The sequence below is a fragment of the Streptomyces sp. PSU-S4-23 genome (assembly GCF_055632315.1).
Genome location: NZ_JBVMUU010000002.1, coordinates 5,494,085 through 5,520,958, shown reverse-complemented (window position 1 = coordinate 5,520,958; position 26,874 = coordinate 5,494,085). Strand labels below are relative to the sequence as shown.

At 72.1% G+C, this 26,874-nt stretch carries 27 protein-coding genes; 6 read left to right on the top strand and 21 right to left on the bottom strand.

From position 1 onward, the window contains the following. Positions 1 to 31: 31 nt before the first annotated feature. From ACZ79I_RS25395 to ACZ79I_RS25325, 15 genes are all read right to left on the bottom strand, one after another. On the bottom strand, positions 32 to 904 hold the full coding sequence (locus ACZ79I_RS25395; protein WP_471499771.1) for an LLM class flavin-dependent oxidoreductase: 873 nt from the start codon (positions 902 to 904) through the stop codon (positions 32 to 34). A gap of 40 nt (positions 905 to 944) precedes the next feature. Continuing rightward, complete coding sequence (locus tag ACZ79I_RS25390; protein WP_471499770.1) at positions 945 to 1,520, bottom strand: dihydrofolate reductase family protein; 576 nt, start codon at positions 1,518 to 1,520, stop codon at positions 945 to 947. Positions 1,521 to 1,738: 218 nt separating this feature from the next. Beyond that, positions 1,739 to 2,380 carry an OmpA family protein gene (locus ACZ79I_RS25385; protein ID WP_471499769.1) on the bottom strand — a complete coding sequence of 214 codons (642 nt, stop codon included), beginning with the start codon at positions 2,378 to 2,380 and terminating at the stop codon, positions 1,739 to 1,741. Between the two features lie 5 nt (positions 2,381 to 2,385). Further along, positions 2,386 to 2,979, bottom strand: coding sequence for a hypothetical protein (locus ACZ79I_RS25380; protein ID WP_471499768.1), 594 nt, complete (start codon positions 2,977 to 2,979; stop codon positions 2,386 to 2,388). Between the two features lie 15 nt (positions 2,980 to 2,994). Next, positions 2,995 to 3,558 carry a pilus assembly protein TadG-related protein gene (locus tag ACZ79I_RS25375; RefSeq protein ID WP_465269761.1) on the bottom strand — a complete coding sequence of 188 codons (564 nt, stop codon included), beginning with the start codon at positions 3,556 to 3,558 and terminating at the stop codon, positions 2,995 to 2,997. Positions 3,559 to 3,599: 41 nt separating this feature from the next. Then, a complete protein-coding gene (locus tag ACZ79I_RS25370) occupies positions 3,600 to 3,815 on the bottom strand; it encodes a hypothetical protein (protein ID WP_471505544.1) in 216 nt (71 codons plus the stop codon). A 111-nt stretch (positions 3,816 to 3,926) separates the two neighbouring features. Continuing rightward, positions 3,927 to 4,691, bottom strand: coding sequence for a response regulator (locus ACZ79I_RS25365; RefSeq protein ID WP_471499767.1), 765 nt, complete (start codon positions 4,689 to 4,691; stop codon positions 3,927 to 3,929). Further along, positions 4,684 to 6,012, bottom strand: coding sequence for a sensor histidine kinase (locus ACZ79I_RS25360; protein ID WP_471499766.1), 1,329 nt, complete (start codon positions 6,010 to 6,012; stop codon positions 4,684 to 4,686). Before ACZ79I_RS25360 ends, ACZ79I_RS25365 begins: the two co-directional genes overlap by 8 nt. Next, on the bottom strand, positions 6,009 to 6,899 hold the full coding sequence (locus tag ACZ79I_RS25355) for a DUF5936 domain-containing protein (protein ID WP_471499765.1): 891 nt from the start codon (positions 6,897 to 6,899) through the stop codon (positions 6,009 to 6,011). The genes ACZ79I_RS25360 and ACZ79I_RS25355 overlap by 4 nt, the downstream gene beginning before the upstream one ends. Positions 6,900 to 6,912: 13 nt before the next feature. Continuing rightward, positions 6,913 to 7,860, bottom strand: a complete 948-nt coding sequence (locus ACZ79I_RS25350; protein ID WP_471499764.1) for a type II secretion system F family protein — start codon at positions 7,858 to 7,860, stop codon at positions 6,913 to 6,915. A 79-nt stretch (positions 7,861 to 7,939) separates the two neighbouring features. Further along, on the bottom strand, positions 7,940 to 9,280 hold the full coding sequence (locus tag ACZ79I_RS25345) for a CpaF family protein (RefSeq protein ID WP_471499763.1): 1,341 nt from the start codon (positions 9,278 to 9,280) through the stop codon (positions 7,940 to 7,942). Between the two features lie 32 nt (positions 9,281 to 9,312). Next, positions 9,313 to 9,729, bottom strand: a complete 417-nt coding sequence (locus ACZ79I_RS25340; protein WP_471499762.1) for a TadE family protein — start codon at positions 9,727 to 9,729, stop codon at positions 9,313 to 9,315. Further along, the gene (locus tag ACZ79I_RS25335; protein WP_471499761.1) at positions 9,726 to 11,339 is read right to left on the bottom strand and encodes an AAA family ATPase; all 1,614 of its coding nucleotides are present in this window, start codon (positions 11,337 to 11,339) and stop codon (positions 9,726 to 9,728) included. The genes ACZ79I_RS25340 and ACZ79I_RS25335 overlap by 4 nt, the downstream gene beginning before the upstream one ends. Positions 11,340 to 11,399: 60 nt before the next feature. Continuing rightward, positions 11,400 to 12,113, bottom strand: coding sequence for a Flp pilus assembly protein CpaB (gene cpaB / locus ACZ79I_RS25330; protein WP_471499760.1), 714 nt, complete (start codon positions 12,111 to 12,113; stop codon positions 11,400 to 11,402). A gap of 136 nt (positions 12,114 to 12,249) precedes the next feature. Continuing rightward, positions 12,250 to 13,110: a hypothetical protein gene (locus ACZ79I_RS25325; RefSeq protein WP_471499759.1), complete on the bottom strand. Its 861-nt coding sequence runs from the start codon at positions 13,108 to 13,110 to the stop codon at positions 12,250 to 12,252. A 346-nt stretch (positions 13,111 to 13,456) separates the two neighbouring features. Here ACZ79I_RS25325 and ACZ79I_RS25320 point away from each other — a divergent pair, with 346 nt between their 5' ends. After that, the gene (locus ACZ79I_RS25320) at positions 13,457 to 15,145 is read left to right on the top strand and encodes a chitinase (RefSeq protein WP_471505210.1); all 1,689 of its coding nucleotides are present in this window, start codon (positions 13,457 to 13,459) and stop codon (positions 15,143 to 15,145) included. 70 nt (positions 15,146 to 15,215) lie between these two features. Here the strand turns inward: ACZ79I_RS25320 and ACZ79I_RS25315 are convergent, their stop codons facing one another. Continuing rightward, positions 15,216 to 15,827 carry a hypothetical protein gene (locus ACZ79I_RS25315; protein WP_471499758.1) on the bottom strand — a complete coding sequence of 204 codons (612 nt, stop codon included), beginning with the start codon at positions 15,825 to 15,827 and terminating at the stop codon, positions 15,216 to 15,218. Positions 15,828 to 16,045: 218 nt separating this feature from the next. On the opposite strand from ACZ79I_RS25315, the gene ACZ79I_RS25310 reads away from it, so the two are divergent. Together ACZ79I_RS25310 and ACZ79I_RS25305 are read left to right on the top strand one after the other, a co-directional pair. Beyond that, a complete protein-coding gene (locus ACZ79I_RS25310) occupies positions 16,046 to 17,323 on the top strand; it encodes an amino acid deaminase (protein ID WP_471499757.1) in 1,278 nt (425 codons plus the stop codon). A 51-nt stretch (positions 17,324 to 17,374) separates the two neighbouring features. Further along, positions 17,375 to 19,000 carry an N-acyl-D-amino-acid deacylase family protein gene (locus ACZ79I_RS25305; protein ID WP_471499756.1) on the top strand — a complete coding sequence of 542 codons (1,626 nt, stop codon included), beginning with the start codon at positions 17,375 to 17,377 and terminating at the stop codon, positions 18,998 to 19,000. A gap of 18 nt (positions 19,001 to 19,018) precedes the next feature. Here ACZ79I_RS25305 and ACZ79I_RS25300 read toward each other — a convergent pair whose 3' ends face one another. Both ACZ79I_RS25300 and ACZ79I_RS25295 read right to left on the bottom strand, forming a co-directional pair. Next, on the bottom strand, positions 19,019 to 19,921 hold the full coding sequence (locus tag ACZ79I_RS25300; protein ID WP_471499755.1) for a S1 family peptidase: 903 nt from the start codon (positions 19,919 to 19,921) through the stop codon (positions 19,019 to 19,021). Positions 19,922 to 20,154: 233 nt separating this feature from the next. Further along, positions 20,155 to 20,925: a hypothetical protein gene (locus ACZ79I_RS25295; protein ID WP_471499754.1), complete on the bottom strand. Its 771-nt coding sequence runs from the start codon at positions 20,923 to 20,925 to the stop codon at positions 20,155 to 20,157. 127 nt (positions 20,926 to 21,052) lie between these two features. Here ACZ79I_RS25295 and ACZ79I_RS25290 point away from each other — a divergent pair, with 127 nt between their 5' ends. Beyond that, complete coding sequence (locus tag ACZ79I_RS25290; RefSeq protein ID WP_471499753.1) at positions 21,053 to 22,264, top strand: pyridoxal phosphate-dependent aminotransferase; 1,212 nt, start codon at positions 21,053 to 21,055, stop codon at positions 22,262 to 22,264. Between the two features lie 103 nt (positions 22,265 to 22,367). Continuing rightward, complete coding sequence (locus tag ACZ79I_RS25285) at positions 22,368 to 22,793, top strand: SCO4983 family protein (RefSeq protein ID WP_471499752.1); 426 nt, start codon at positions 22,368 to 22,370, stop codon at positions 22,791 to 22,793. Between the two features lie 112 nt (positions 22,794 to 22,905). Here ACZ79I_RS25285 and ACZ79I_RS25280 read toward each other — a convergent pair whose 3' ends face one another. After that, positions 22,906 to 23,379, bottom strand: a complete 474-nt coding sequence (locus ACZ79I_RS25280) for a hypothetical protein (protein ID WP_471499751.1) — start codon at positions 23,377 to 23,379, stop codon at positions 22,906 to 22,908. A gap of 314 nt (positions 23,380 to 23,693) precedes the next feature. Here ACZ79I_RS25280 and ACZ79I_RS25275 point away from each other — a divergent pair, with 314 nt between their 5' ends. Next, on the top strand, positions 23,694 to 24,968 hold the full coding sequence (locus ACZ79I_RS25275; protein ID WP_471499750.1) for a glycosyltransferase: 1,275 nt from the start codon (positions 23,694 to 23,696) through the stop codon (positions 24,966 to 24,968). Between the two features lie 14 nt (positions 24,969 to 24,982). On the opposite strand, the gene rfbD is transcribed toward ACZ79I_RS25275, so the two are convergent. Both rfbD and rfbB read right to left on the bottom strand, forming a co-directional pair. Continuing rightward, positions 24,983 to 25,891 (bottom strand): dTDP-4-dehydrorhamnose reductase, encoded by a 909-nt coding sequence (gene rfbD / locus ACZ79I_RS25270; protein WP_471499749.1) that lies wholly within the window; start codon positions 25,889 to 25,891, stop codon positions 24,983 to 24,985. After that, complete coding sequence (gene rfbB, locus ACZ79I_RS25265) at positions 25,888 to 26,862, bottom strand: dTDP-glucose 4,6-dehydratase (RefSeq protein WP_471499748.1); 975 nt, start codon at positions 26,860 to 26,862, stop codon at positions 25,888 to 25,890. The genes rfbD and rfbB overlap by 4 nt, the downstream gene beginning before the upstream one ends. Positions 26,863 to 26,874 lie beyond the last annotated feature (12 nt).

Below are 26,874 nucleotides of genomic sequence, written 5' to 3'. Positions count from 1 at the left end.
CGGGTGCCGCGCCGCCCGGCACCGACCGCGCCTACGGCACGAGGGGGCGTACCTCGCGGGCCGCGAAGCGAATGAACGCCTCCGGATCCGGCTCGTCCGCGGTCGGCTGCAGGACCACGGTGTCGGCGCCCGCCTCCGCGAGCCGCTGCACGGCCTTGGCGACGGCGTCCGCGTCCCCGGCCACCCCGTGTTCCGGCAGCGGGTCCTCCCCGGACGCCTCCATCTCGGCGCGCAGCCGGGCGGCGGCGTCCGGACCGGTGGCCGTGTGGAGGTAGACGACGACGTGGTGGGGATCGGTACGCCCCGCCGCCTCCCGGCCCTCGTCGATGAGCCGGCGCGCCCGCCGGACGCCTTCCGGCGCCGTGGCCGCCGTGAGGATCGTGCCGTCGGCCGCCTCGCCGGACAGCCGCAGCGACCGCGGACCGGTGGCCCCGGCGAGGATGCGGACCGCCTCCGCCGGCGGCCAGTCCAGCGCGACGCCGTCCAGTCTGACGTACCGTCCGTCCGTGGTCAGCCGCTCGCCGCGGAGCAGCGCCCGCAGCGCGTCGAGATACTCGCGCAGCAGCGTCACGGGCGACTCGGCGCGGGCGCCGACCTGTCCCATCCAGCTCTGGACGCCGTGTCCGACACCCAGGACGGACCGCCCCGGGAACATCCGCTCCAGCGTGGCCGCCTCCATCGCGGCGACCGCCACGTTCCGCAGCGGCACGGGCAGCAGTCCCACGCCCACGCGCAGCCGCTCGGTCCAGGCGAGCGCGGCGGACGCGGCCGAGATCCCCCCTTCCAGGAAGCAGTCCTCCCACAGCCACAGCTCCTGGAGGCCCGACTCGTCCGCGAGCCGCGCGATGGCGCGCAGCCGCTCGGGAGGCAGTTGGGGCCGGAACACCGCACCGAGTCCAGTCATGCGGCCTTCCTACAGAGCCGGACCGCAGCGGACAACACCTTTACCGGCCGCCGGCCGCGTCACGTTCGTAGTGCAGCAGCACCACACCGTTGCCGAACCGCCGGGTGTCCTTCAGACGAAGAAAAGTCAGGCCGTCGGCCTCGGGGAAGAGCCGCTTGCCCCGGCCGGCGAGGACCGGATGGACGTACACACGGAACTCGTCGACGAGGCCGTGCCGCAGGAACTCGGCGGCGAGGTCGGCGCCGCCGAGGGCGAGGTCACCGCCGTCCTGGGCCTTGAGCGCGAGGATGTCCTCGACGACGACGTCCCGGACGACGGTGGTGTGCCAGCCGGCGTGCTCCAGGGTCCGGGTGAACACGACCTTCGGCATGTTCCGCCAGATCCGCGCGAACTCGGCCACGGGCGCCGACGCCTGCGGGTCGGCGTCGGCGGTGGGCCAGTGATCCGCCATCAGCTCGTAGGTCACGCGCCCGCTGAGGAAGGCGCCCATCTCCATGAGGACGTCGTTGAAGTGCTGACGCAGCTCGTCGTCGACCCGGCTCCAGCCGATCTCGCGGTCCGGGTCCTCGCTGTACCCGTCCAGGGACATGGACATCATCAGGACGATCTTCCGCACCGCGCACCTCGCCGCCGTCGGTTCCCAGCACCCGCCGCCCAAGCTACTCACAGAGCCGCACCAGCCCCGTTCGCCACGCCCCTCCCCCCGCACCCGGTGCGGCCCAGGCGACCGACCGATCGGCAGTTCCGTTCCGGCAACGGCGACCTTGACCAGGCCCGGGTGAGGCAGCGACCGGAACAGATCTGCCCATCGCTCGATGGCCGCGGGGACCGGTGTCAGGCGCCCGACCCCTGTGTGGCGGCGCCGCTCGACGTCCCCCTCGGGAACGACACCTCCACCCGGCGGTTCTTGCGGCGGCCCTCCTCCGAGGAGTTGTCCGCGATCGGGTAGTCCTCGCTGTAGCCGCGCACCTCGAAGGTGATGTCCCCGCCCAGGGTCACGGCCAGCCGGTCGTGGACCGCCTCGGCGCGCTGCCGGGACAGGACCAGGCCGTGGGCGTACGAGCCCAGGTTGTCGGTGAAGCCGAAGACGCGGACGTTCGTCGCGTTCTGCTTCTTGATCTCCTCCGCGATCGCGTCGATGCGGGAGCGGGCCTCCGGGTTCAGCTTGGCGCTGTCCTTGGGGAACAACACCTCCGCCTGAAGCGCGACCGTCACGTTCTCAGCGGTGTCCTCGCGGCGCTCCTCACCGCCGAGGTCCTCCACGACGGACTTGATGTCCAGCACCTTGGCGGGCGCGAGCGTGGCCCCGTCGGCGAGCTTCAGCCCCGGGCTGGACGGGTCGACGGACGGGGGCGGGGAGGTGGTGACGGTACCGGGCGGCTGGCTGGGGCCGTCGGCGGCGACGGCCGCGGGGCCGCTGGCCAAGGTGAGGGCCGAGAGGAGGGAGAGGGCGGTGAGACGGGGGATGAGGGGCATGTCGTTCACCCCTGGGAGATCTCGATGGAGGCGGGAGGCATGGCGCCGACCTGGAAGTCGACCTTGGTGGTGTCTTCGGGTGGGGCGGGGAACTGGGCGAACCATTCGGCCGACTTGCCTGCGTCCACCCCACCGCCGTCGAACTTGGTGCAGAGGCAGCGCCCCTGGGTGTCCCGCAGAACGAGGTACTTCTTCTTGCCTTTGCTGTCGATCAGGGACGCCCCGGCCAAGGAGGCGCCGTTCCTGCTCAGCTCCCGCTCGTCGCCACGCCAGTTGGCCGCGATCCAGAACTGGCCGCCGCTGTTGGTGACCGTGCCGCTCACCGTCACAAAGCCGCCCTGGTCGCGAACCGCGGAGGTGACGGCGAGTGTGATGTCACCGCTCTTCACCTCGGCCAGCGCCTGCTCCGCAGCGGGCCCGGAAGACTGCCCGGCCTGGCTGCCACTGCCTCCGGCAGGGGACTTGCTCGAGGACGACGCTCCACCGGACTTCCCACCGCCGTCTCCTCCACCGCAGCCGGCCACCGTGAAGAGCAGCCCGGTCGTGATCGCCAGCGCGGACAGCACCCTGCGACCCTTCATGGTGTGCCGGAGATCCATCAGTACGGCTTCCTCTCACTCGGCCAGATGCACAGAGAACAGCACGGACGCGTCGGGAAGGTCCCCCGATTGGAAATCTTCGGGGTTGATGTCGACGAGATCGCCGCTGCAGTCCAACTGCACGGGCTTCTTCGGATCGGCGTCCGGCGCGAAGGTGCAACGCGGTTGAATCACCGCGGTGGCCTCGGCCGTGGCGTGCCGCGTCTCGGTGCCCGGGATGATGGATTTCCCGACCGTGTAGCGCGTCTCGATGGCCACCCGGTATCCGGGGTAGCCGTTGACGATGGTGCGGACCGCGCCGCCCTGCACGGTGGAGTCGTTCTCCGCGGCGAGCCGCTCGGCCGCGGCGGTGGCTCCCGTGCCCTGGAAGAGATCGCCCTTCAGCCAGTCCAGCCAGTTGTCGTCGTGGCCGATGGCCGTTTGAAGGCCGGTCATCAACTCGTCGCGTGAGTCCTGCGCGGCCGCCAACGCAGCAGCGTCCGCTGCGGATTGAGCTCCATTCCGCGCGGACGCTGCTTGAGCGAAAGCGAAAAAGGCGAACGCGGCGAACAGCAGGATCCCCGTCAGCCAGATGTAGATGGGGAGCGTCTGCCCTCGATCACCGTGGAGATCCGGGAGCGTCAGCCGCCGCCCGTGACGGACCTGACGGCGGTCCGGATCGCGCCCGAAATCATTCCGTCCAGACCGATCTGGTCGATCAGCGTGAAGATTCCGGCAATGATGATCATCAGGCCCGCATACTCCACGAACCCGGCCCCCGCATCCCGCCCGGCTCCCCGCATCCGGGACACCACGGTGCGCCCCCACGCGCCGGCCCTGCGCCACGTCTTCGCCATCACGGTCCCTGCCCTCCCGCCAGGTGCGGCTGCTCCCAACCTGGACACGGTACGTGAAAGCACCCTCACTGCGAGTGGGTCCAGGGGCCCAACTTCCCTGAGGCCGGGGGGTCATCGGCTCCACCCCTCCCGGGCCGTGCCCAGCCAGTGGGCGATCGCTTCGCTGCGCGAGGAACTGTGCAGCTTTGCGAAGATGCGGTTGATGTGGTTCTTGACCGTCTTCTCGCTGATGAAGCAGGCGGCGGCGATCTGCCGGTTGTTCATGCCGGCCGCGATGAGATCCATGACCTCCACCTCCCGTGCGCTCAGGCCGAAGTCCAGCCACCCCGCGGCACGGCGCCGCGGACCGCCAGCGGGGGCGGGCCGGGGCGTGGACGACTGTGCCATAAATGGTTGCAGGTGCGAAGAGATTTCGTCGGGTTCGTAGGAAGTGCCGAGCGAAGACGAGACAGGGCGGGACGGGCAGGAGACGCCCGGGGAGAACGTCGGCCGGCCGTCCCTCAGGTCCCGTACCGCTGTGATGAGTTCGGCCGCCGTGAACTCGCCGTGCACCAGGTAGCCGGAGGCGCCGCGACGCAGGGCCTCGGCCACCACCTCGGGCTCCCGGTTGTACGTCAGCATCATCACGGGCGCCGTGCGCGCCAGTTCGGGCAGGGCGGTCAGGCCGTCCGTGCCGGGCATGCGGAGGTCCAGGAGGACGGCGTCCGGGCGGTGCCGGGCGGCGCAGGCGAGTGCCTGGGCGCCGTCCGCCGCCTCCGCCACCACCTCGATGTCGCGGTGGACGGACAGCAGGGCGGTGAGACCGGCCCGGACGACCGGGTTGTCGTCGGCCACGAGGACGCGCAGGGGCGGGCCGGGAAGTGCCTGGTCAGGCATGTGCGGCCTCCTCTTGGGGGGTGTGGGGAGCGGTGGGGCGCAGGGGGATGCGCAGTCGGATCCCGGCGCCGCCCAGTGGGGAGCGGCACAGGTGGAGGCCGCCGCCGAGGGAGGCGGCCCGTTCGGCCATGCCCAGCAGCCCGAAGTGGCCGGTTTTCGCCAGGGCTTCGGGGTCCGCGTCCGGGGGCAGGCCGACACCGTCGTCGTCGATCCGCAGATCGAGCGTGCCGTCCTCGGTGGTGCCGAGTTCGAGCCGTACGCGCGTCGCACGGGCGTGGCGGTGCGTGTTCTCCAGTGCCTCCGACACGATCTCCAGGACGTGGCGGGCCGTGATCGGCGGAAGGAGCAGCGGGGCGTCCGGGTGCGGTCCGCTCAGCTCGGCGTCCGCGCCGGCGCGTGCCGCGAACTCGCCGAGACGCGACCTGAGTTCGGCTCGCACGTCCAGGCTCGCCGTGGTGAAGTCGGTGTGGCGCCGCAGGTCCGACAGCAGGTCGCGGGACTGCGCCGCGGCCCGGCGCGCCGCGCCGGCCACCAGGGTGGCCCGGCGCTTGACTTCCTCGGGGTCGCGGTGGTCGGCGGAGGCCGCCAGGGCCTCGGCCGCCAGGGCCAGCCCGTGCAGCGTCTTCGCCACCGAGTCGTGCAGCTCCCTGGCCAGCCGGGCGCGTTCGGACTCCACGGCCTCCGCCGCCGCGAGGCGGGCGTTGGCCTCCGACAGCGCCTCGCCGGCCGCGCCGAAGCGGAAGAGCAGATTGCGCAGGGTCACACCGATGATGCCGGCGCCCACGCAGAAGCCGGCGACGAGGAGGGTGCTGACACCGGCACCGGGCCGGTGCTCCCAGGCGCGGAACACCCCGAGCACCACGCCCAGTTGCAGGCCCGTGAGGACGCCCGCGCCGCGCCAGCCGTAGAGCAGGCCGGACAGGAGCGGGGTGCAGACGCCGGCGTAGGCGAGGGGGGAGGCCGGGGAGGCGGTGAGCAGGAGCGTGGCGACGAAGAGGAGGTCCAGCGCCATCAGTGTCGGGTGGGCGAGGAGGAGCGGGCCGACGCGGTCCCAGTCGCGCAGCATGGCGTACGACGTCATGACGCCGAGGACGGCGGCCGCGAGGACGGCGTAGCGGGGGGCGCCGTGCGGGGTGTTGGCCAGGGCGAAGGGGGATCCGATCAGCACCATGGCGAGGCGTACGGCCACGGTCTGGCGGCACAGGGCCTGGAGCGCGCTCAGCTGGAGGCGGACGCTCGCCGGGGGCGGTGCGTCGTCCTCCAGGTACCCGGGGGTCGGGCGGCCGGTGCGGGTCGGGCGGCCGGTGCGGCTGCTCATCATCGGCCCAGGATCGATCCGAAGTCCGTCCCCGAGCCCAGGAACATGCCCGTGGCGATGAGGATCATCGTGGCCGGGAGCATGAAGACCAGGGTGACCAGCGTGGCCTTGGGGATCGTCTTGGCGGCGCGGCGGCGGGCGTTCTGCGCGTCGGTCCGCCGCATGTCGGTGGCCAGCTGGATCAGCGTCTCCGCGATCGGGGAGCCCAGTTCCTCCCCCTGCTGCAGGGCGGAGACGAACTGGGCGACCTGCTCGGAGGAGTTGCGTCTGCGGAGTTCGTCGAAGGCCTGGCGGCGGCTGACCCCCATGTCCATCTGGCGAAGGGTGATGCGCAGTTCGTCCGCCCAGGGGCCCTCGTACTTCTCGGCGACCCGGTCCAGCGCCTGGCGGAAGCCGAGGCCCGCCGAGACGACGACCGCGAGGACGTCCAGGAAGTCGGGCAGCGTGCGGTCGATGACCTCCTTGCGTTCGCGGATGGCCTGCCAGATCAGGGCGTCGGCGGCGAACAGCCCGAAGGCGAGGGTGACGCCCGCGAACAGCAGCTGCCCGTTCGACAGGAAGACCAGGCCCATGACGAGGCCGAAGACGCCGTAGACCGCCCGGCGGGCGGCGTATCTGGTGAGCGTGAGCCCGCCCGGGTTGCCGGCCATGTCGATGCGGCGCCGCTTGGCGTCGACACGGCGCGGGCCCATGAGGCGCAGCACGAGCGGCGCGAAGCGCATGCCGAGCCGGTCGACCGCCGAGCCCGCCTTGGAGACGCGGGTGGCGCCCACCTCCAGGGCTAGGGCCAGGTCGCTCGGCAGCTTCGCCTCCGCGCGGATCATGCGGATCCCGAGGAGGATCCCGGCGACCGAGACCGCCGTCAGCAGGGCGAGGAGCAGCGGCAGCATGACGTGATCCCCCTCACACTTCGATCTTGCCGAGCCGGCGGATGACGAAGAAGCCGACCGTGTACAGGCCGAGCGCGAGCAGCACCAGGCCCTGGCCGAGCGGGGAGCCGGTGACGCGGGCGAGGGCACCCTCGTTCGAGGAGTTGACCAGGACGAGGGAGCCGAGGCCGAGCAGCGGCACGGTGAAGGCGGTGGCGTTGACCTCGGAGAGCATGGTGCGGACCTCGCGCCGTGTCTCCTTGCGGTCCTCCAGGGTCTGGGTGAGGTTGCGCAGTGAGTTCACCACCGAGCCACCCGCCTTGTTGGCCAGGACGAGGGTGGTGACCAGGACGATCAGCTCCCGGGACGGGAGCCGTTCGGCGAGTTCGCCGAGGGTGTCGTCGATGGTGCGGCCGAGGGTCAACTGGTCGGCGACCCGCGCCAGTTCCTCGCCGGCCGGGGCCTCCAGCTCCTCCGCGGCCATGGCGAGGGCCGTGCGCAGGGCCAGGCCGGCGGCGGTGGCGTTGGCCAGCAGGCGGGCCACGTCGGGGAGCTGGTTGATGAACGCCTCGATGCGTTTCTGACGCTGCCAGTTGAGGAAGATGGCCGCGCTCCACACGCCGACCAGGGCGGCGATCGGGCCGAAGAAGGGGGCGAGGGTGGCCGCCGCGATCAGCCACAGGGCGAGGACGACGGCGGTGGCGTAGGTGAAGAACTCGCCCGGCGTCAGGTCGAGTCCGGTCGCCGAGAGCCGCAGCTGGAGGGTGCGGCCCAGACGGGTGCGGCGCAGTCTGCGGTCGACGGCCGTGAAGCGCCGTACCCGGCCCGAGGCGGCGCGGGCCGGTTCCGTCGCGCTTCCGGAGAGCCGGTCGACGAGCGCCTGTCGCTGGGCACGGCCGGAGGCGTACACGTGCACTCCGGCGACGGCGAGGGTGCCGGTGAGGACGGTGGCGCCGAGAGCGAGGAGGGCGGGGCTGTTCACGGCTCGCTCCTCTCGCGGGCCTGGTGGGCGGGGTGGGCGGGGTGGACGTCGCGGACGTCGCGGACGTCGCGGGCGGGGGTCATCCGATGGCCTGCCTCGTGGTCAGTGCGTCGAGGGCCTCCGCGACGCCGAAGGCCGGCGGGAGCGGCTCGTTCGCGACGTACAGCTTCTCCGCGGTCGCCCGGGGCAGCGGCAGGTGCTCGAAGCGGCCGCGGACGATCCGGTCGGGGCCGAGGGGCTGCGGGACGAACCGGGACACGGGGGCGATGCGGAACTGCTCGCGGCCGTGGGAGACGACGAGCGCGATCTCCACGACCTTGCGGGAGCCGTCGGCGTACCGGGCGAGCTGGACGACCACGTCGACCGCCGAGTTGATCTGGTCCTTGAGCGCCTCGAAGGGGATCAGCACCTCGGACATGGAGCCGAGGGTCTGCAGCCGCATCAGCGCGTCCTCGGCCGAGTTGGCGTGCACGGTGGCGAGGGAGCCGTCGTGGCCGGTCGACATCGCCTGGAGCATGTCGAGGGTCTCGCCGCCGCGGACCTCGCCGACGATGATGCGGTCGGGCCGCATCCGGAGGCTGTTGCGGACGAGGTCGCGGATGGTGATCTGGCCCTTGCCCTCGACGTTCGGCGGGCGCGACTCGAGGCGGATCACATGCTCCTGCTGGAGCTGGAGTTCGGCGGAGTCCTCGATGGTGATGATGCGCTCGTGGGACGGGATGAGCCCGGACAGGGCGTTGAGCAGGGTCGTCTTGCCGGTACCCGTACCGCCGCTGACGATGAGGTTGAAGCGGGCGCGGACGAACGCGGCCAGCAGCATCAGCATCTGCTCGTCGAGCGAGCCGAGGCCGATGAGTTCGGGGAGCGTGTACGCGCGCGGGAAGCGGCGGATGGTGAGGGTGGGGCCGGTCAGGGCGAGCGGCGGGATGATGACGTTGACGCGTTCGCCGGTGGGCAGCCGGGCGTCGACCATCGGGTTGGACTCGTCGACGCGCCGGTTGACCGTGGAGACGATCCGCTCGATGGTCTGCATGAGCTGCTCGGTGGAGGCGAAGCGCAGCGGGAGCTGTTCGACCCGGCCGGCCCGCTCCACGAAGATCGAGTCCGGGCCGTTGACCATGATCTCGGTGATGGACGCGTCGGCGAGGAGCGGTTCGAGGACGCCGAGGCCGAGGGCCTCGTCGACGACCCGGCGGATCAGCTGGGAGCGTTCGGCGGAGGAGAGGACCGGGCCCTCGCGGCTGATGATGTGGCCGAGGACGCGTTCGAGACGGACCCGGCGTTCGGCGGCCGCGAGGCCGGACATCTCGGCGAGGTCGATCTCTTCGAGGAGCTTGGCGCGGTAGACCGCGACGAGGTGTCCGTCCTCGCGGCCGGCTGCGCCGTCGTCGTGGGCGGCGATACGGGAGCGGAGGCTCATGCCTGTCGTCAACTCCTCTCTGCGTATGGGCTTCAGTCGTCGTTGGGCATGGTGGCGCGACGGGTGACGTCCCAGCCGCCGAAGAGGGGGATGACGGCGGGGACGTGCACGGTGACGGTGGCGGTGGTGGTGTCGGGGCCCTGCTGCACATCGGGCTGCGGGTTCAGCCACCCGCTCACCGCGGCCCGGCCGGCCGCCGGCCCGTCCTGCTTCTGGGAAGCCGCCCGTGCGGCCGCGCGGGCGCCCGATCCGGCCTGGTTGACGCCGTAGCCGACGAGGCCGAGCTGGATGGCGGCCATGCCGATGAGGAGGAGGACGGGCAGGAAGCCGGCGAACTCCAGCATGGAGACGCCGCGGTCGTTCCACCGGCGGGTCCGCCCTCTCCCCCACCGGCGGGTCCGCCGTGCCGGTGGGCGCGCGGTGCCGCGGCGCCGGAGCGCTGCCCTCATGGCCCGTTCACCTCCAGCGCCGCGCCCGCGCTGCCGTCCACGCTCCAGCCCGGGTTGACGCCGGGGAAGAACAGGGGGACGTCCGCGGTGACCGTCGCCCTCATCACCGGGCCGGCCGGAGCGCAGGTGATGTCCGCGCCCTTCCAGGCGTCGGGCAGGTGGGCGGCGCCCGCGGCCCGGCACGCCCCCGCGACGTCGCCCCGCACGGCGTACGCGGCGGTGGCGGCCCTGGCCGCCTCGTCCGCCGCGTTGCCCGCGAGCGAGTACGTGTAGCCGTACAGGACGCACTCCCACAGGAGCGCCATCACGACCAGCACGAGCGGGAACATCCCGGCGAATTCCAGGGTCACCGCGCCCCGGTCGCCGCCCTTGCGCCACAGGCCGATCGCGCCCCGGTCGGAGGACGGCTTGCGGCGCCGTCCGCCCCCGCCCTCGTGCACCGTCACCAGGCCCAGCTCCCCCGCCAGCGCCCACAGCGCCTGCTTCACGGTGGAGCGGGCGTCGAGGTCCTGGAGGCGTCCGGCGTCCACGACCGACTGGAGTTCCTTGTAGGCGGCCGGGACGGCGGCGCGGGCCATGCGCGTGCCGGTGACGCGTTCGACGAGGGAGGGCTGGATCTCGGTGGCGCGCGAGTGGCGGTTGACGACCGTCAGGGTCTCTTCGGCCTTGCGGATCTGGAGCCGGTCCCACAGGCGCACCATCCGTTTGGCGGCACGGACCGCGACCACGTCCGGCGTCACCAGCAGCAGCGCCTGGTCGGCGACCTCGACGGCCGCGGCGGTGGCGGAGTTCATCTGGGAGCCGCAGTCGGCGATCACCACGTCGTGGCGGGAGCGCAGGGCGCCCAGTACCTGGCGGGCGACCCGGTCCGTGACCTCCTCGCCGCGTTCGCCCTCGGCGGGCGCGAGGAGGATGCCGATGCCGCTGTCATGGGTGTAGAGCGCGTCCTGGAGCACGCGCGGGCTGATGTCGGTGATCCCGGCGAGGTCGGCGACCGAGCGCCGGAACTGCACGTCGAGGTACGAGGCGATGTCCCCGGACTGCAGGTCGAGGTCGACCAGCGCGACCGTACGCCCCGAGGCCCGGGCCGCGAGCGCCAGCTGGACGGCCGTGACGGTGGCGCCGACGCCGCCCTTCGCGCCGGTCACCGCGACCACGGTTCCGCCGGGCCCGGCGTAGGGCTCCGGGGTGGCGCTGCCCAGATGACGGCGCATCCCCGACGACCAGGCGGCGGCGGCCTGGACGCGTTCGGCGAGGGCGTCGTAGCCGAGGGGCAGGGTGACGATGCCGCGGGCGCCGCAGTCCATGGCGGCGGTGAGGACGCCCGTACTCGTGTCGGCGGTGATCAGCACGACCCCCACGGCCGGGAACCGCATCACCAGGTCGCGGATCAGGTCGAGCGCGGGGAGCGGCCCGATGCGCTCGTGCACGAGCACGACCTCGGGCAGTTCGTCCAGGGATTCGCCGGCCAGGCGCGCCAGGGTGTCGAGCAGGGCCGTGGAGTCCTGGACCGGCGGGGCGGGCTCGGCGTCGGCGATCTGGCTCAGCAGGGTGGTGAGCGCTCGGGCGGCGTCGGCGTCACCGACGGCGGGGAGGATACGGACGGTCATCGGCGCGCCCCCGTCGGAACAGACCCGCCGGGGGCCGGAACGGACCTCATGCGCGGCCTCCTACTTGTCCTGGTCGAGGGTGTAGGTGCGGTCGCCCGGGGCGACCGCCGTCTCGGAGCCGCCCGCGACCAGGGCGAGCCGGACGTGTTCGGCGAACGACTCGGCGTAGGCCACCCGTTGGGCGTCGGCGGTGTCGAGCGCGAAGGTGATGGGCACGGCCTCGGTGGCGTTGCGGCGGCGTTCGTCGCTGGACTGTCCCGGGTCCAGGGCGGTGAGCCGGCCGACGTCGAGGACGCGGGCGTCGGTCACGATGACCTTCGACTCGTCCTTGCTCTTCTCGTTCGCGGCCTTGAAGGTGGCGTAGATGTTGACCCGCGAGCCGGGGTCGATCTTTCCGGCGACGCCGGTCGACGCGTCGATCATGATCGCGATCTCCTGCTGTCCCGGCTCGAGTGCGGGCCGGTCGACGATCATGTCGGTCTGGAGCAGCGACCCCTTCTCCAGCCGGGTCACGGCGATCTTGCCGCGGATCTGCGTGAGGCTGGTGACGGCGGTCGAGGACAGCCAGCGCCTGGGCATGGCGATCTTCTGGAACTGGTCGGCGGTGAGCTCCTTGTACGGTGCGATGTCGCTCTTGAGCCGGTACGCCGTGACCTCCGGGCCGACCTTGGAGTTCACGTCGCGGACCACCGACAGCACTCCGGCGAAGGCGCCGACGGCGCTCAGGGCCGAGAGGACCAGCAGGATGACGCCGCGGCGCTGGCGTGCGTTCACTACATCTCACCTCGAGGGGACGTGCGGTGTGGTCGAGCGCTGGAGCCCGGTGCTGTGCTGCCCTGGTGCTGTGATGCCCCGGTGCTGTGGCGTTGTAGCGCTGTGGTGCCGTGGGATGGTGATGGCGTCCGTAGGGTTATGTGCCCCCTCGGGGAAGTGCGCGCACCGCGGTGGCCGGTCGATGGTCCGCGGGCGGTGGCAGGGGCGCGGCGCAGAATCCGCAGCGATCGCCGATGAGTTCGAGCCCGCACCAGTGGCACACCTCGCGCCGTACGGAGGAGACGAGCTGGTAGAGCACCGACACGTCGTGCAGTCCGGCGGCGAACTCGGCGAGCCGGCCGGTCCCCCACCAGCGGGCGGACTCCTCCGGCAGGGGGACGGTCGCGACTCCCTGCACCCGCCAGGAGGGGGCGAGCGTGGCGGTGACCCAGTCCGAGGGCGGCTGTCCGGCGGCGACCACCATCCGGGTGCCGAACTCGGGGCCCGGTAACTCCTCCTGCCCCGCCCGTGCGAGCTGCGGCCGGGGATTGGCCAGTACGGCGAACTGGGCGCCCGGCACCCAGGACTTGGCGTGGGACGTCAGCGGGACGGGGACCCGGTCGAGCCTGGCGACCGATCCGAGGAGGGCGCCGGCGTAGATGTAGTGGGCGAGCAGACGGGCGGACGACGCCAGCACCCCAGGGCTGAAGTCGCAGACGGACAGCTGCCGCAACTGCTGGGCCAGCAGGGCGAGTCCGAGCGGGGGCAGGTCGACGCCGAGCAGCGCGATGCGGTCGCTCTCCAGCACGGAGCGGACGGTGTGCAGCCGCTGGACGGCCGGGTCGTCGCCGGAGGCGGGGTACAGGGCGATGACGTAACCGTGCTGTTCGATGAGCGCGTGCATGGCGCCCAGGGACTGTTCGAGCGTGGGCTGCGGCTGGACCGCGGCCGGCGGGGTCTGCCGATCGAGCGGTGGCAGCACCAGGCCGGGACTGGTGACGGCTATCGCGGTCGGCACGGCTGCACACCACCCCGTTCACTGCGGCGAGGTGGTCGACCTCCGCCTCAGATGGCCCCTGTGACGTCCCATTGCGTCGTCCTGCAACAGCACCATATCCACGGCATGCCCCGCTCAACACACAATCGGGAAGATCATCTCACGGAAGGTGGGGGCGTGATCGACACAGAGTAGGCGCATATGCCTCAACTCGTCGCGGCCGCTGGAGGGTTGGCGCCGTCAGAGGTCTTGACAACGCAATTGGTCTGGACCAAATTCATGGGTCAGGCGGTGGCCACCGTTCCGCAATGCCCTCCTGCCCTTCCTCTCCCCACATCCGGAGGCCCAAGTGGACCGCGTACCAGGCATGCTCCGCCGCAGACGGACCCTCGCCGGGGCCGCCGTCGCCGCGCTCGCCCTCTCCCTCCTGGGCGCGGGCCACGCGGCTGCCGCGGAAGTGAACAACACCAGGAACGCCGGCTTCGAGTCCGGCCTGAGCGGCTGGACCTGTTCGGCCGGCAGCGGCACGACGGTGTCCTCCCCGGTGCACGGGGGCGCCTCCGCGCTCAAGGCGACGCCGGCCGGGCAGGACGACGCCGAGTGCACCCAGACCGTGGCGGTCCGGCCCGACTCGACGTACACGCTGACCGCGTGGGTGCAGGGCGGCTACGCGTTCCTGGGCGCCACCGGCACCGGCACGACGGACGTCTCGGCCTGGACGCCGGACTCGACCGGCTGGAAGCAGCTGACCACGACCTTCTCGACCGGCGCGTCGACGACATCGGTGACGGTGTACCTGCACGGCTGGTACGGACAGGCGGCGTACTACGCGGACGACGTGTCGGTGTACGGGCCGGACGGGGGCGGGGGCGGCGACCCGGGACCGACCGTGCCCGCGGCCCCGACGGGTCTGGCGGTACCGGCGACGACGTCGTCCTCGGCCTCCCTGGCCTGGAACCCGGTGACGGGCGCGACGGGCTACACCGTGTACCGGGACGGCACGAAGGCGACGGCCGTCACCGGCACCTCGGCGACGGTGACGGGCCTGTCGCCCTCGACGTCGTACTCCTTCCAGGTGACGGCGACCAACGCGGCGGGCGAGTCTGCGAAGTCGTCCCCGGTGACGGCCACCACGGCGCCCTCCGGCGGCGGCGGAGGAGGGGGCGGAGCGCTCCCCAAGCACGCGGTGACGGGCTACTGGCAGAACTTCAACAACGGCGCGGCCGTGCAGAGGATCTCGGACGTGCCGTCGCAGTACGACATCATCGCGGTGGCGTTCGCGGACGCGACCGGCACACCCGGCGCGGTGTCCTTCACGCTGGACTCGGCGGGTCTGGGCGGCTACACGGTGGACCAGTTCACGGCGGACATCAAGGCGAAGCAGGCGGCCGGGAAGAAGGTCATCGTCTCCGTCGGCGGCCAGAACGGCACGGTCTCGGTGAACGACGCGGCGTCCGCGACGAACTTCGCGAACTCGGTCTACTCGCTGATGCAGACGTACGGCTTCGACGGCGTGGACATCGACCTGGAGAACGGCCTGAACGCGACGTACATGTCGCAGGCGCTGCGCCAGCTGTCGTCGAAGGCGGGCTCGTCGCTGATCATCACGATGGCCCCGCAGACCATCGACATGCAGTCGACGTCGAACACGTACTTCCAGACGGCGCTGAACGTCAAGGACATCCTGACGGTCGTCAACATGCAGTACTACAACAGCGGTTCGATGCTGGGCTGCGACGGCAGGGTCTACAGCCAGGGCTCGGTGGACTTCCTGACGGCCCTGGCGTGCATCCAGTTGGAGGGCGGCCTGTCCCCGTCCCAGGTGGGCCTCGGCCTCCCGGCCTCGACGAGCGCGGCGGGCAGCGGGTACGTGTCGCCGACGGTCGTGAACAACGCCCTGGACTGCCTGACCCAGGCCACGAACTGCGGCTCCTTCAAGCCGTCGAGGACGTACCCGGACCTGCGGGGCGCGATGACGTGGTCGACGAACTGGGACGCGTCGTCGGGGAACGCGTGGTCGAACCCGGTGGGGGCGCACGTGCACGCGCTGCCGTGACGGCACGCTGACCGCCGAGGGGTACGGGACGGCCGGTCGGGGACCGGCCGTCCCGTTGCTCCGGCCTGGGTCAGTCGTCGTCCTGCCCGGGGGCTGCGGGTTCCTCCCCGCCGTCCTCGAAGTAGGCGTCCAGCACCTGGTCCAGCTGTGCTTCCCACTCCTCGAAGCGCGCGCGGGAGTCGGCCTCGATCTCTATGGGGTACCAGCGGCGTTCCGGCGTGTGCACGGTCACCGTGAACCGCTTTCCGAAGCGCGCGGTCTCCGTCTCCACCGCGCCGATCTCGTCCCAGCCGAACTCGCACTCCTGGTCGTCCAGGCGCAGCCGTATGCCGCCGTGGTCGGCGACGATGCGCGCACGGCGGTCGCCGGCCTCGAACACGGGGCCTTCGGGGGCCTGTTCCCCTTCAGGCTCACCTTCGAGCTCCTCGTGGGGTTCCCCGTCGGCCTTCTCCCGGACCGCCTCGTCGGTCTCGTCCTCGGCGGAAGGCTCCCCGGCGGTGTCCGCCGCCACGTCCTCGACCGTGCCCTTCTTCTCGGGCTCGGTGTCGTCGGGCTCGGTGCCGTCGGGCTCGGCATCCTCCGGCTCGGCCGCGGACGCGGGTGAGGTGAGCCCGGGGATGAAGGCCGGGTCCATCCCGGCGCCGTCGAGGGGCTGACTGCTCGAACCAATGCGCTGCTCCACAGCGGGCAGTATGGTCGAAGATCCTGTGCCGGACACAGTCGGCCCCTGCATCGTTATACGAATCCTCGCCATGCAACGACGCCCACCGGCCGTGGCCCGGCGGACGGGCCGGCGACGCAGGCGAAGGACTCTTCGTGGCCGCCGAGGTCGGCGGCCCGGCTCTGGTCGCGCGCCTTCCGCCGGAGAGGCGGCGGCCGCAACCACCACTAGGAGGCTCCATGGATGCCGGGACCACCGCAGAACGCCTCGCCGCTCTCCTGGCGGAACGCGTCGACCACCGTTTCAAGGGCCTCCCGCCGGACGCCGAGGGGCTGACGCTCGCGGAGCTGGCCGCCCAGCGCCGCAACCTCTTCACCGGTGGTTTCACCACCCCGGTCCTGGCCCTGTCCGCCGAACGCCTGCAGCACAACCTCGACCTGATGGAGACGTACGCCACCCGTCACGGCCTCGCCTTCGCCCCGCACGGCAAGACGTCGATGGCACCCCAGCTCTTCCACCGCCAGATCGAGCACGGCGCGTGGGGCATCACGCTCGCGGTCCCCCACCAGGTCCGGGTGGCGCGGTGGTTCGGCATCCAGCGGGTCTTCCTGGCGAACGAACTGGTCGATCCCGCGGCCCTGCGCTGGATCGCGGCCGAACTCGCCGCCGACGCGGACTTCCGGTTCGTCTGCTACGTGGACTCGGTGCGCGGCGTCGAGCTGATGGACGCGGCCCTGAGCGGGACCGCGCGCCCGGTGGACGTGGTCGTCGAACTGGCGGCCGGGGAGGGCGCGCGCACCGGTGCCCGCACGGAGGCCAAGTGCGCTGCGGTCGCGGACGCGGTGGCGGCGACGGGGACGCTGCGTCTGGTGGGCGTGGCCGGGTACGAGGGCGAGGTCCCCCGGGCGGACCCGGACCGGGTGCGCGCCTGGCTGCGCCGTCTGACCGCGCTGGCGGCGGACTTCGACAAGGCGGGCCGGTTCGCGGGGCTCGACGAGATCGTGGTGAGCGCGGGCGGCAGCGCGTGGTTCGACGCGGTGGCGGACGTCTTCGCGGAACTCCCCGGCCTGTCCGTGCCCGTGCTCAAGCTGCTGCGCTCGGGCGCGTACGTCTCCCATGACGACGGCCACTACCGCAGACTGACCCCGTTCGTCCGGATCCCGGAGGAGGGCGCGCTGCAGCCGGCCTTCCGCCTGTGGGCGCAGGTCGTGTCCAGGCCCTCGCCGGAGCAGGGGTTCGCCAACGCCGGCAAGCGGGACGCGGCGTACGATCTGGATCTGCCCTTCGCCCTGGTGGTGCGCCGGGGCGGTGAGGAGCGCCCGGCCACGGGTGTCTCGGTGACCGCCCTGTCCGACCAGCACGCCTGGCTCCGTACGACCCCGGAGGCGGACGTGGAGGTCGGGGACTGGCTCGGCATGGGCCTGTCCCACCCGTGCACGTCCTTCGACAAGTGGCAGCTGATTCCGGTGGCCGAGGCGGACGGCACGGTCGTCGACTACGTCCGCACGTTCTTCTAGGAGAACAGCGGGACGCAGAGGAAGCAGAAGGAACCAGGAGGCAGCGTTCCCATGGATCTCCCCGATCTCGCCGACCTCGTCATCCGGGACGCGGACGTCGTCGACGGCAGCGGTGCCCCCTCCTACCGTGCCGATGTGGCGGTCAAGGGCGGCCGGATCGTCTCGATCGTCAAGGAGGCCGCGGGGGCGGGCTGCCAGCGTCCCAGGGCCGTGCGGGAGCTGGACGCCGAGGGCCTGGCCCTCTCCCCCGGTTTCATCGACATGCACGCCCACAGCGACCTCGCCCTCCTGCGCGACCCCGACCACAGCGCGAAGGCGGCACAGGGCGTGACGCTCGAGGTCATCGGGCAGGACGGGCTGTCGTACGCCCCGGTCGACGACCGCACGCTCGCCGAGGTGCGCCGCACGATCGCCGGCTGGAACGGCCACGGCGACGACATCGACTTCACCTGGCGGTCGGTGGGCGAGTACCTGGACCGGCTGGACCAGGGCATCGCGGTCAACGCGGCCTATCTGATCCCGCAGGGCACGGTGCGGATGCTGGCCGTGGGCTGGGAGGACCGGGAGGCGACGCCCGAGGAGCTGGACCGGATGCGCCGGCTGGTCGCCGAGGGGATGCGGCAGGGCGCGGTCGGCATGTCGTCCGGGCTCACCTACACGCCCGGCATGTACGCCGAGGACGCCGAACTCGCCGAGCTGTGCCGGGTGGTGGCCGAGTACGGCGGCTACTACTGCCCGCACCACCGCTCGTACGGGGCGGGAGCGCTGAAGGCGTACGAGGAGATGGTGGCCCTGGCCCGTGAGGCCGGCTGCCCGCTCCACCTCGCCCACGCCACCATGAACTTCGCCGTCAACGAGGGCCGCGCGCCGGAACTGCTGTCCCTGCTGGACGACGCCCTGGCGGCGGGCGCGGACATCACGCTGGACACCTACCCCTACACCCCGAGCAGCACGACGCTGGCCGGGCTGCTGCCGAGCTGGGTGAGCGAGGGCGGTCCGCAGGAGGTCCTCCGGCGGCTGGCCGACGACGCGGTGGCCGAGCGGATCCGGCACGACCTGGAGGTCGTCGGCGCCGACGGCTGCCACGGCGTGCCCGTCGCGTGGGACACGATCGAGATCTCGGGCGTGAACGACCCCGCCCTGGCGTCGTACGTCGGCAGGACCGTCCAGGAGTCGGCGGAACTGCACGGCGAGGAGCCGTGGGTGACGGCCCGCCGGCTGCTGACGGAGGACCGGCTGGGCCCGACGGTCCTGCTGCACGTGGGCCACGAGGACAACGTCCGGGCGATCATGCGGCACCGCGCCCACACCGGCGGCTCCGACGGCATCCTGCAGGGCGCGAAGCCGCATCCGCGTGCGTACGGCACCTTTCCGCACTATCTCGGCCGTTATGTACGGGAGTTGGGGGTGCTGTCGCTGGAGGAGTGCGTGGCCCACCTCACCTCGCGCCCGGCGGCCCGGCTGCGGCTGCCGGACCGCGGTCTGGTCCGCGAGGGATACCGCGCCGATCTGGTGCTGTTCGATCCGGACACGGTCGCCGCGGGCGCCACGTTCGCGCATCCGCGCACGCTCCCGACGGGCATCCCCCACGTCCTGATCGACGGCCGTTTCGTGATCGAGGACGGGCGCCGGACGGATGTGCTCGCGGGGCGGTCGGTCCGCAGGACTCCCGTGTGACCGCCCGCCCCGCACCCGCTACGGCTTGGGCAGGACGCAGCCGCTCGCACTCAGGTCGAGCTTGTTGCCGGTCCCGAAGCACGCCGGGATCTGGTAGGTCTCCTCGGCGTAGTTGATGCCCTGGCGGACGGTGATGTTGCCGCTCTCGTCGACCTCGCAGGGGTTGTTCACGGTGCAGGTCTCGCCGTTCTCGTTGCCGGTGTTGTTGACGGCGACGACCTTGCCGGTGGCGTCGTCGACGACGGGCGATCCGGACGTGCCGCCGATGGTGTTGCAGGAGGAGGTGTAGCGGACCGAGTCCTTCCAGGTCCAGTCGCCCTCCTTCAGGCGGTAGACGAACCCGTCGATGCTGCAGGTGTAGATCCGCTTCCAGTAGCCGGAGACGACGCTGATGGCGGTGCCTGCGACCGGATGCGTGTCGGCGACGGTGAGGGCGCTGATGCCGTAGGAGCTCCTGATCTGCGCGTAGGTGCTCGTGAGCTGGTAGATCGTGACGTCCGTGTCGGTCATCGTGGAGTAGGCGACCTTGCTCGCGCGCAGCGTCCCGATCCTGCTGCCCGAGGAGTTGAGCAGGCCGAAGGTGCGGCTGGACGCCTGGTCGACGATGACCTCACCGGGCGACGGGAAGCCCGTCTCCAGGCAGTGGCCGTTGGTGAGCACGAGCGCGGGGTCGGTGTCCGCGGAGTTCGGGAAGCGTATGACGGACCCGGAGCAGTTGCTGAGCGAGACCGCGCCGGCGAAGTTCACGGCCTGGATGGTCGCCGTACCGGAAGCCGTGGCCGTCCGCGAGGCCGGGGCCGGCTGCGCGACCGCGGCCGTCCTGGCGGCCGTTTGGGCGGGGTGGGGCGCCGCGACCGCCGGTGCCGCGCCGGCCCCGGCGATCACCAGGGCGAAGAGCGCGGCGACGAGAGGCTTTCTCATGTGGGGGATCCCCTCTGGATGAGGCTGCGATGACGTGACGGCCGGAGGTCGTCCGGCCGTCACCTGTTTTGTCATGCGCATTGTGAGTCGAGGGGTGTGTGCGGGCAAGGAGTTGTTTTCGGCCGCCTCGGGACGGACATCCGGACAGGACGGCGAACCCGGCGGCGCGCCGCACCGGGGACCTGTCCCCCTCGCCCCCCGGCCGGGGACCGCCCGCGATCCCCGGGACCCGACTACCTGGGCCCCTTGGTGGCCCCGTGCCCGCGACCGGGCTTGCGGACGGCGGCCGTGCCCGTCGCGCTCGCGGTGGCGGAGGGAGACGCGGCGGGGGCACTGCCGGTGGGCGCGGGCGACCCCGCCGGGTCTCCGCTCGCCGCACCGGAGGCGCTCGACGAGGCTCCGGCCGAGGGGGAGCCCACGGCTCCCGCGGACGGCTCGGTCTCGGAGGAGCCGGGCCCCTCCGGGAGCGGCAGCGACGGCTTCACGTTCGGGCGCGCCGGCTCCCCGGCTCCCGGCGCGCCCGAGGAGCCGGAGCTGAAGGCTCCGGCGAGCGCGACGGCGATGCCCACGGCACCGAGGGCTCCGGCGGCCACGATCGCGGGGCGGGGCAGCCGGAAGCGCGGTGCGGAGCGGGCCCTGTGCCGCGATCCGGCACGCGGTCCGGGGCCGTAGCCGTCGCCGTCGTCGCCGTCGCCTTCGCCGTACGGCTCGGGGCCGGGACCGCCGTCGTAGGTGTCGTAGGTCACGGAGGCCCGGTCACCGTCGTAGGACACGGGCGGCAGCCTCTGCGTCTCGTCGTACGCGTTCTGCCAGCCGTGCGCGGCCGCCGGGTCGGCGTACCGGTCGTACTCGGGCGCCGCGTCGGCGTACGGGTGGTACACGTGCGGCGAACCCTGGGGATCGCCGTTCTCCTGGTGCGGCCCGCTGGCGGGGTGGGCGTCTGCCGCGTCGTTCACGGCAGGTGCGCCGCACGCCCCGTCGCCGGGCCGGTGCTCCCATGACATGGCCGCGCATTCTAAGGGCGGAAGGCATGGCCAAGGCAGCGACCGGCGGTAACAGTACAAACCGACCCGGTCTCACGTGGTGGAAAACACGCCGCGCGATGCGTTACGCGGCCGTAAGCTCACGGATATGCAGGTGATCCAGTCCACGAAGCTCGCCAACGTCTGCTACGAGATCCGGGGCCCGGTTCTCGAGGAGGCGATGCGGCTGGAGGCCGCGGGCCACCGCATCCTCAAGCTCAACACCGGCAACCCGGCCGCCTTCGGCTTCGAGTCCCCGCCCGAGATCCTGGAGGACATCCTCCGCAACGTCTCCTCGGCGCACGGCTACGGCGACGCGAAGGGCCTGCTCGCGGCGCGCCGGGCGGTCGTCATGCACAACCAGACCCTCGGCATCGAGACGGACGTCGAGCACGTCTTCATCGGCAACGGCGTCTCCGAGCTGATCGTGATGGCGATGCAGGGCCTGCTGGACGACGGTGATGAGGTGCTCGTACCCGCGCCGGACTACCCCCTGTGGACGGCGGCGGTGTCGCTGTCGGGCGGCACGGCCGTCCACTACCGCTGCGACGAGCAGTCGGACTGGATGCCTGATCTCGCGGACGTGGAGCGGAAGGTCACCGACCGCACCAAGGCCCTCGTCATCATCAACCCGAACAACCCGACGGGCGCGGTGTACGACGAGGCGATGCTGCGGGGCCTGACGGACATCGCACGCCGGCACAACCTCCTCGTCTGCTCGGACGAGATCTACGACAAGATCCTCTACGACGGCGCGACGCACACGGCGACCGCGAAGGTGGCCCCGGACCTGCTGACGCTGACCTTCAACGGCATGTCGAAGGCGTACCGGGTGGCGGGGTACCGCGTGGGCTGGATGTCGATCTCGGGCCCCCGGGCGCACGCGGAGTCGTACATCGAGGGGCTGACGGTCCTGGCGAACATGCGGCTGTGCGCGAACATGCCCGGTCAGCACGGCGTCGTGGCGGCGCTCAGCGGCCGCCAGTCGATCAACGACCTCGTGCTGCCGGGCGGGCGGCTGAAGGAGCAGCGGGACACGGCGTACGACCTGCTGACGCAGATCCCGGGCGTGACGTGTGTGAAGCCGAGGGGCGCGCTGTATCTCTTCCCGCGCCTCGACCCCAAGGTCTTCAAGATCAAGGACGACCGGCAGATGGTCCTGGACCTGCTGCGCAGCGAGAAGATCATGGTCGTGCAGGGGACGGGCTTCAACTGGCCGGAGCCGGACCACTTCCGGGTGGTCACGCTGCCGACGGTCAGCGACCTGACCGCGGCGATCACGCGCATCGGGAACTTCCTGGACGGTTACGGCCAACCCTGACGCGCACCCCGCGTGGATCTCCTGGCCAGTTTCCCGATCCGACTCAACCTTAGACGAAATCCAAGCTAGGATGGCTTCCTGTCAGAGCACAGGAGGCCGTCCCATGTACGAACCGATCCGCACCAAGTCGGTCCACACGACGGCCGGCGCCCCCTCCGACTTCCCGCACCGTTCACGCGAGGAGGAACTGGACATCCAGCTCGCGGGCCATCTGTCGGCACTGCTCGCGGCGACGGACGAACTGCGTGCGCTGACGCCCTCCGCGGAGCTGGACACGGCCGCCGAGCGGCTGGCCGAGCAGGTGGCGCGGCTGCGCCGCAGCGCACCGCCGATCCGGGCGACGGCGACCGCGACCGCCCACGAGCCGCACGCCGCGGCGCTCCACCGGCGCGCCCACGCCCTGGCGGGCCGGGCCCTGGTGGTGGCGGCGTCCCGCGCGGACACGGCGGCGGCGATCCTGTCGGCGGAGCGCATGGACGCCCATTCCGCCGCACTGGCCGGGCCACGCGATCGCGTCGCCGCAGGCTGACCCCTTCCGAGCCGCCCGAGCGGCTCCCCCCGACGGCCCCGGTCCGCGTGCACCCGCAGCGACGCGCGGACCGGGCGCCACACGTTCCCCGAGCCGGCCCCCACCCCGGGAGTCAGCGCGTCCGGTGAGCGCAGACGACGTAGGCGGTGAGCGTCTCACCCGCCGGAAGGGGCGTGGTGACGGTCGCCTGCCACGCGGTGGGCGTGTTGCCCACACCGCTGGGGACGGGGAGGCTGGTGACGATCGTGCCCGCGACGGTGGTGGTGAACGGGGTGGTGAACGTGGTGCCGGCGGGGATGGTGATCGTGGGAGTGGCACCGGTGATGTTGAAGCCGCCACCGGTGGCCACGTCACCGGAGTACAGGCAGGGGGCAATCGCCGTGGTCGTGCCGGCCACGGCGGTGACAGAGTTCACGTAGGTGGTGGCCTCGCCCTTGTCACCATCCCCGTGGTCTCCGTCGCCACCGCCGTTGCCCTTGACGTGGCCGGCGTGGCCGGACTCGTGGGACGTGCCGGCGAACGCCACGGCGCCCGAGGCGACGTTGAGCGCCAGAGCCAGCGCGCCGACCCGACTCGCGGCCTTCACGCGGCTGCTGCGATTCGTTGTACGGCTCGCCTGAGAACCTTCCTCACGAAGGGAGAGGGACCTGACCGCGGGCGGGCGCATCCATGCGTGCACTCCCTTCCCCCGTGCACCGGTGGCGCCCCTCGGCTGCGGCGGACCGCGTCGTCGCTGCCTGCATTCGGGTGGTCTCTGCGCCCCTGCTGTCTGCCGAATGGCGGCGTCCGAGGGGGGCCTCGTAACGTCGGCGGACACGACGGCGGTTCGGGCCCGGGTTCCTCCCGCACCGCCACGGCCTGTTCGGCCCCCACCGACAACGAGCCACGCGGGAAGCAGAGATGACGTCGACCCCGACACCCCGGTTCTCCGTCTTCACACCCAGCCACAGGCCCCGTTTCCTCGACGAGTGCCTGACGACCCTGCAGGCGCAGACCTGTACCGACTGGGAGTGGATCGTCCTGCTCAACAACGGCGCCCGCTGGCGTCCGGAGCGCCCCGACGAGAGGGTCCGGGTGGAGGTCGCGGACGAGGTCCGCGGCGTGGGGGCGGCCAAGCGCAGGGCCTGCGAACTCGCACGCGGCGACATCCTCGTGGAGCTCGACCACGACGATCTGCTGGCGGCGGAGTGCCTGGCCGAGATCGGCAAGGCGTTCGACGAGCACCCCGAGGCCGTGTTCGTCTACAGCAACACCGCGCAGATCACCGAGGACGGCAAGCGGGACGACAGCCGCTTCAACGAGGCGCACGGCTGGCGGTACGAGGAGGTGCGCGTCGGCGGCCGCACGGTGCTCCAGTCCCTGGCCATGGCCCCCACGCCGCACAACGTCTCCTACATCTGGTACGCGCCCAACCACGTGCGGGCGTTCCGCAGGGAGAGTTACGACACGGCCGGCGGGTACGACGCCGCCCGCACGGTCCTGGACGACCAGGATCTGATGTGCCGCCTGTTCCAGGTCGGCGACTTCCACCACATCCCCCGCTGCCTGTACCTGCAGCGGATGCACCCGGCGAACACCCAGCGCGAGCCGGAGATCAACGCGCACATCCAGCGCGAGACGGTCGCCCTGTACGACCGCTACATCGAGGCCAACGCGCTGGCCTGGACCCGCCGGCGGGGACTGCTCGCGCTGGATCTCGGCGCGGCCCACCGCAAGCCGCCCGGTTATCTGGGCGTGGACCAGTACCCGGGGGACGGCGTCGACATCGTCGCGACGCTGCCCGGGAAGCTGGACCTGCCCGACAGCTCGGTCGGCCTGATGCGGGCGGTGGACTTCCTGGAGCACGTTCCCGCCAAGGTGCCGCTGATCAACGAGCTGTACCGGCTGCTGGCCCCCGGCGGCATGCTCCTGTCCATGACGCCCAGCTCCGACGGACGCGGCGCCTACCAGGACCCGACCCATGTCGCCTACTACAACGAGAACTCGTTCTGGTACTACACGGACAACCAGTACCGCGCCTTCGTGCCCGAGATCGAGGCCAGGTTCCAGAGATCGCGGCTGGTCACCTACTTCCCGACCGAGTGGCACTCCCAGAACGACATCTCCTACGTGGTCGCCAACCTCATCGCGATGAAGGAGGGCACCGAGCGCTGCGGCGGACCACTGCTGGTGTAGCCCCGGGCGGCGGTTCAGGGACCGTGCGTCCTTCGTGCCGCGGCGGCCAGCGCGGCGAAGGACGGGGTGCGCAGGGCGGCGGTCAGCTGGTCCTCCCAGCGCGGCAGCGCCCCGAGGCCGGCACCCGCCCAACGGCCGTGAGCGAGCACCGAGAACGCCGGCCGCCGGGCCGGACGCGGGAACGTGAGCGAACCGACCGGGCGGATCCGCCCGGGGTCCAGGCCGCTGCGCCGGAACGTCTCACACGCCAGGCCGTACCACGTGGTGCGGCCGGCCGCCGTGCCGTGGTAGACGCCCGCCGGCGCCCGCCCGGCCAGGGCGGCACGGCCGAGGGCCGCGAGCTGCCGGGCCAGCGCCCGGGACCAGGTCGGCTGGCCGTGCTGGTCGGCCACCACGTCCAGGGTCTCGCGCCGGGCGGCGAGTTGGAGCATGGTCGCCACGAAGTTGGGTCCGTGCTCGCCGTAGAGCCAGGCGGTGCGCACCACATAGCCGGTGCGGGGCAGCAACTCGGCGACCGCGCGCTCCCCCAGCAGCTTGCCGCGCCCGTACGCGTTCAGGGGCCCCGTCGGCGCGTCCTCCGGACAGGGCCGACGGGACTCACCCGGCAGCACGTAGTCGGTGGAGACGTGCAGCAGCAGCGCTCCGTGGCCCGCGCAGGCGGCCGCGAGGTGGCGGACCCCCGTGCCGTTCACGGCCGTGGCGGCCGCCTCGGACGACTCGGCGCCGTCGACGTCCGTCCATGCGGCGCAGTTGACGACCACCCGGTGACCGGCGACGGCGGCGCGCACGGCCGCGGGGTCGGTGATGTCGAGCCGGTCCCGCCCCGCCTCCGTCACCACGGCGCCCGGATCGGCGGCGAGTTCGGCGAGCACGTCCCGGCCCAGAAGCCCGCGCGCGCCGGTCACCAGCCAGCGCGCGGTCATCGCGGCCCGGTCCGCTGTCGCAGCGGCTCCCACCAGGAGCGGTGGTCGCGGTACCAGGCGACCGTGGCGGCCAGTCCTTCGGCGAAGGGCACCTGCGGGGCGTAGCCGAGCTGCGCCCGGATCTTGCTGTCGTCCAGCGAATAGCGCAGGTCGTGCCCCTTGCGGTCCGCCACGTACACGACCCGGTCCCAGCCCGCGCCGAGCGCGTCGAGGAGCAGACCGGTGAGCTTGTGGTTGCTCATCTCGGTCCCGCCGCCGATGTGATACACCTCGCCGGCCCGGCCGCCGTGCAGGACCAGGTCGATGCCCCGGCAGTGGTCGGAGACATGCAGCCAGTCGCGGATGTTGCGGCCGTCCCCGTACAGGGGGACCGGCTTACCGTCGAGCAGGTTGGTGATGAAGAGCGGGACGGCCTTCTCGGGGAACTGGTGCGGCCCGTAGTTGTTGGAGCACCGGGTGACCACGACGTCCAGGCCGTGGGTGCGGTGGTAGGCGAGCGCCAGCAGGTCGGAGCCGGCCTTCGAGGCGGAGTAGGGGGAGCTGGGGGCCGGCGGCGCCTCCTCGGTCCACGAGCCCTCGGCGATCGAGCCGTACACCTCGTCGGTGGACACGTGCAGGAAGCGGCCGACGCCGTGCCGCCGGGCCGCGTCCAGGAGGACCTGCGTCCCCAGCACATTGGTGCGGACGAACGGACCGGCGCCGTCGATCGACCGGTCCACGTGCGACTCGGCGGCGAAGTGGACCACCGCGTCCTGACCCGCCATCACCTGGTCGACCGCCTCGGGGTCGCAGATGTCGCCCCGGACGAAGGTGAGGCCGGGGTGGTCCGCCACCGGCGCCAGATTGGCCTCGACCCCCGAGTAGGTGAGCTTGTCGAGGACGGTGATGCTCGCTGCCGGGTCCGCTGCCAGCCGTCGGCGGACGTATTCCGAACCGATGAACCCGGCGCCGCCGGTCACAAGGATGCGCATGATGTCCCCGGT

Excerpts from the sequence above, each read along its gene's own strand:
- ACZ79I_RS25345 (WP_471499763.1), bottom strand. The coding sequence starts at position 9,280 with ATGAGCCTCCGCTCCCGTATCGCCGCCCACGACGACGGCGCAGCCGGC.
- ACZ79I_RS25320 (WP_471505210.1), top strand. The coding sequence starts at position 13,457 with ATGCTCCGCCGCAGACGGACCCTCGCCGGGGCCGCCGTCGCCGCGCTC.
- rfbB (WP_471499748.1), bottom strand. The coding sequence starts at position 26,862 with ATGCGCATCCTTGTGACCGGCGGCGCCGGGTTCATCGGTTCGGAATAC.
- ACZ79I_RS25300 (WP_471499755.1), bottom strand. The coding sequence starts at position 19,921 with ATGAGAAAGCCTCTCGTCGCCGCGCTCTTCGCCCTGGTGATCGCCGGG.
- ACZ79I_RS25360 (WP_471499766.1), bottom strand. The coding sequence starts at position 6,012 with ATGATGAGCAGCCGCACCGGCCGCCCGACCCGCACCGGCCGCCCGACC.
- ACZ79I_RS25275 (WP_471499750.1), top strand. The coding sequence starts at position 23,694 with ATGACGTCGACCCCGACACCCCGGTTCTCCGTCTTCACACCCAGCCAC.
- ACZ79I_RS25380 (WP_471499768.1), bottom strand. The coding sequence starts at position 2,979 with ATGGATCTCCGGCACACCATGAAGGGTCGCAGGGTGCTGTCCGCGCTG.
- ACZ79I_RS25385 (WP_471499769.1), bottom strand. The coding sequence starts at position 2,380 with ATGCCCCTCATCCCCCGTCTCACCGCCCTCTCCCTCCTCTCGGCCCTC.
- ACZ79I_RS25395 (WP_471499771.1), bottom strand. The coding sequence starts at position 904 with ATGACTGGACTCGGTGCGGTGTTCCGGCCCCAACTGCCTCCCGAGCGG.
- ACZ79I_RS25310 (WP_471499757.1), top strand. The coding sequence starts at position 16,046 with ATGGATGCCGGGACCACCGCAGAACGCCTCGCCGCTCTCCTGGCGGAA.
- ACZ79I_RS25295 (WP_471499754.1), bottom strand. The coding sequence starts at position 20,925 with ATGTCATGGGAGCACCGGCCCGGCGACGGGGCGTGCGGCGCACCTGCC.
- rfbD (WP_471499749.1), bottom strand. The coding sequence starts at position 25,891 with ATGACCGCGCGCTGGCTGGTGACCGGCGCGCGCGGGCTTCTGGGCCGG.
- ACZ79I_RS25365 (WP_471499767.1), bottom strand. The coding sequence starts at position 4,691 with ATGCCTGACCAGGCACTTCCCGGCCCGCCCCTGCGCGTCCTCGTGGCC.
- ACZ79I_RS25305 (WP_471499756.1), top strand. The coding sequence starts at position 17,375 with ATGGATCTCCCCGATCTCGCCGACCTCGTCATCCGGGACGCGGACGTC.
- ACZ79I_RS25370 (WP_471505544.1), bottom strand. The coding sequence starts at position 3,815 with ATGGCGAAGACGTGGCGCAGGGCCGGCGCGTGGGGGCGCACCGTGGTG.
- ACZ79I_RS25285 (WP_471499752.1), top strand. The coding sequence starts at position 22,368 with ATGTACGAACCGATCCGCACCAAGTCGGTCCACACGACGGCCGGCGCC.
- ACZ79I_RS25340 (WP_471499762.1), bottom strand. The coding sequence starts at position 9,729 with ATGAGGGCAGCGCTCCGGCGCCGCGGCACCGCGCGCCCACCGGCACGG.
- ACZ79I_RS25335 (WP_471499761.1), bottom strand. The coding sequence starts at position 11,339 with ATGACCGTCCGTATCCTCCCCGCCGTCGGTGACGCCGACGCCGCCCGA.
- ACZ79I_RS25290 (WP_471499753.1), top strand. The coding sequence starts at position 21,053 with ATGCAGGTGATCCAGTCCACGAAGCTCGCCAACGTCTGCTACGAGATC.
- ACZ79I_RS25355 (WP_471499765.1), bottom strand. The coding sequence starts at position 6,899 with ATGCTGCCGCTGCTCCTCGCCCTGCTGACGGCGGTCTCGGTCGCCGGG.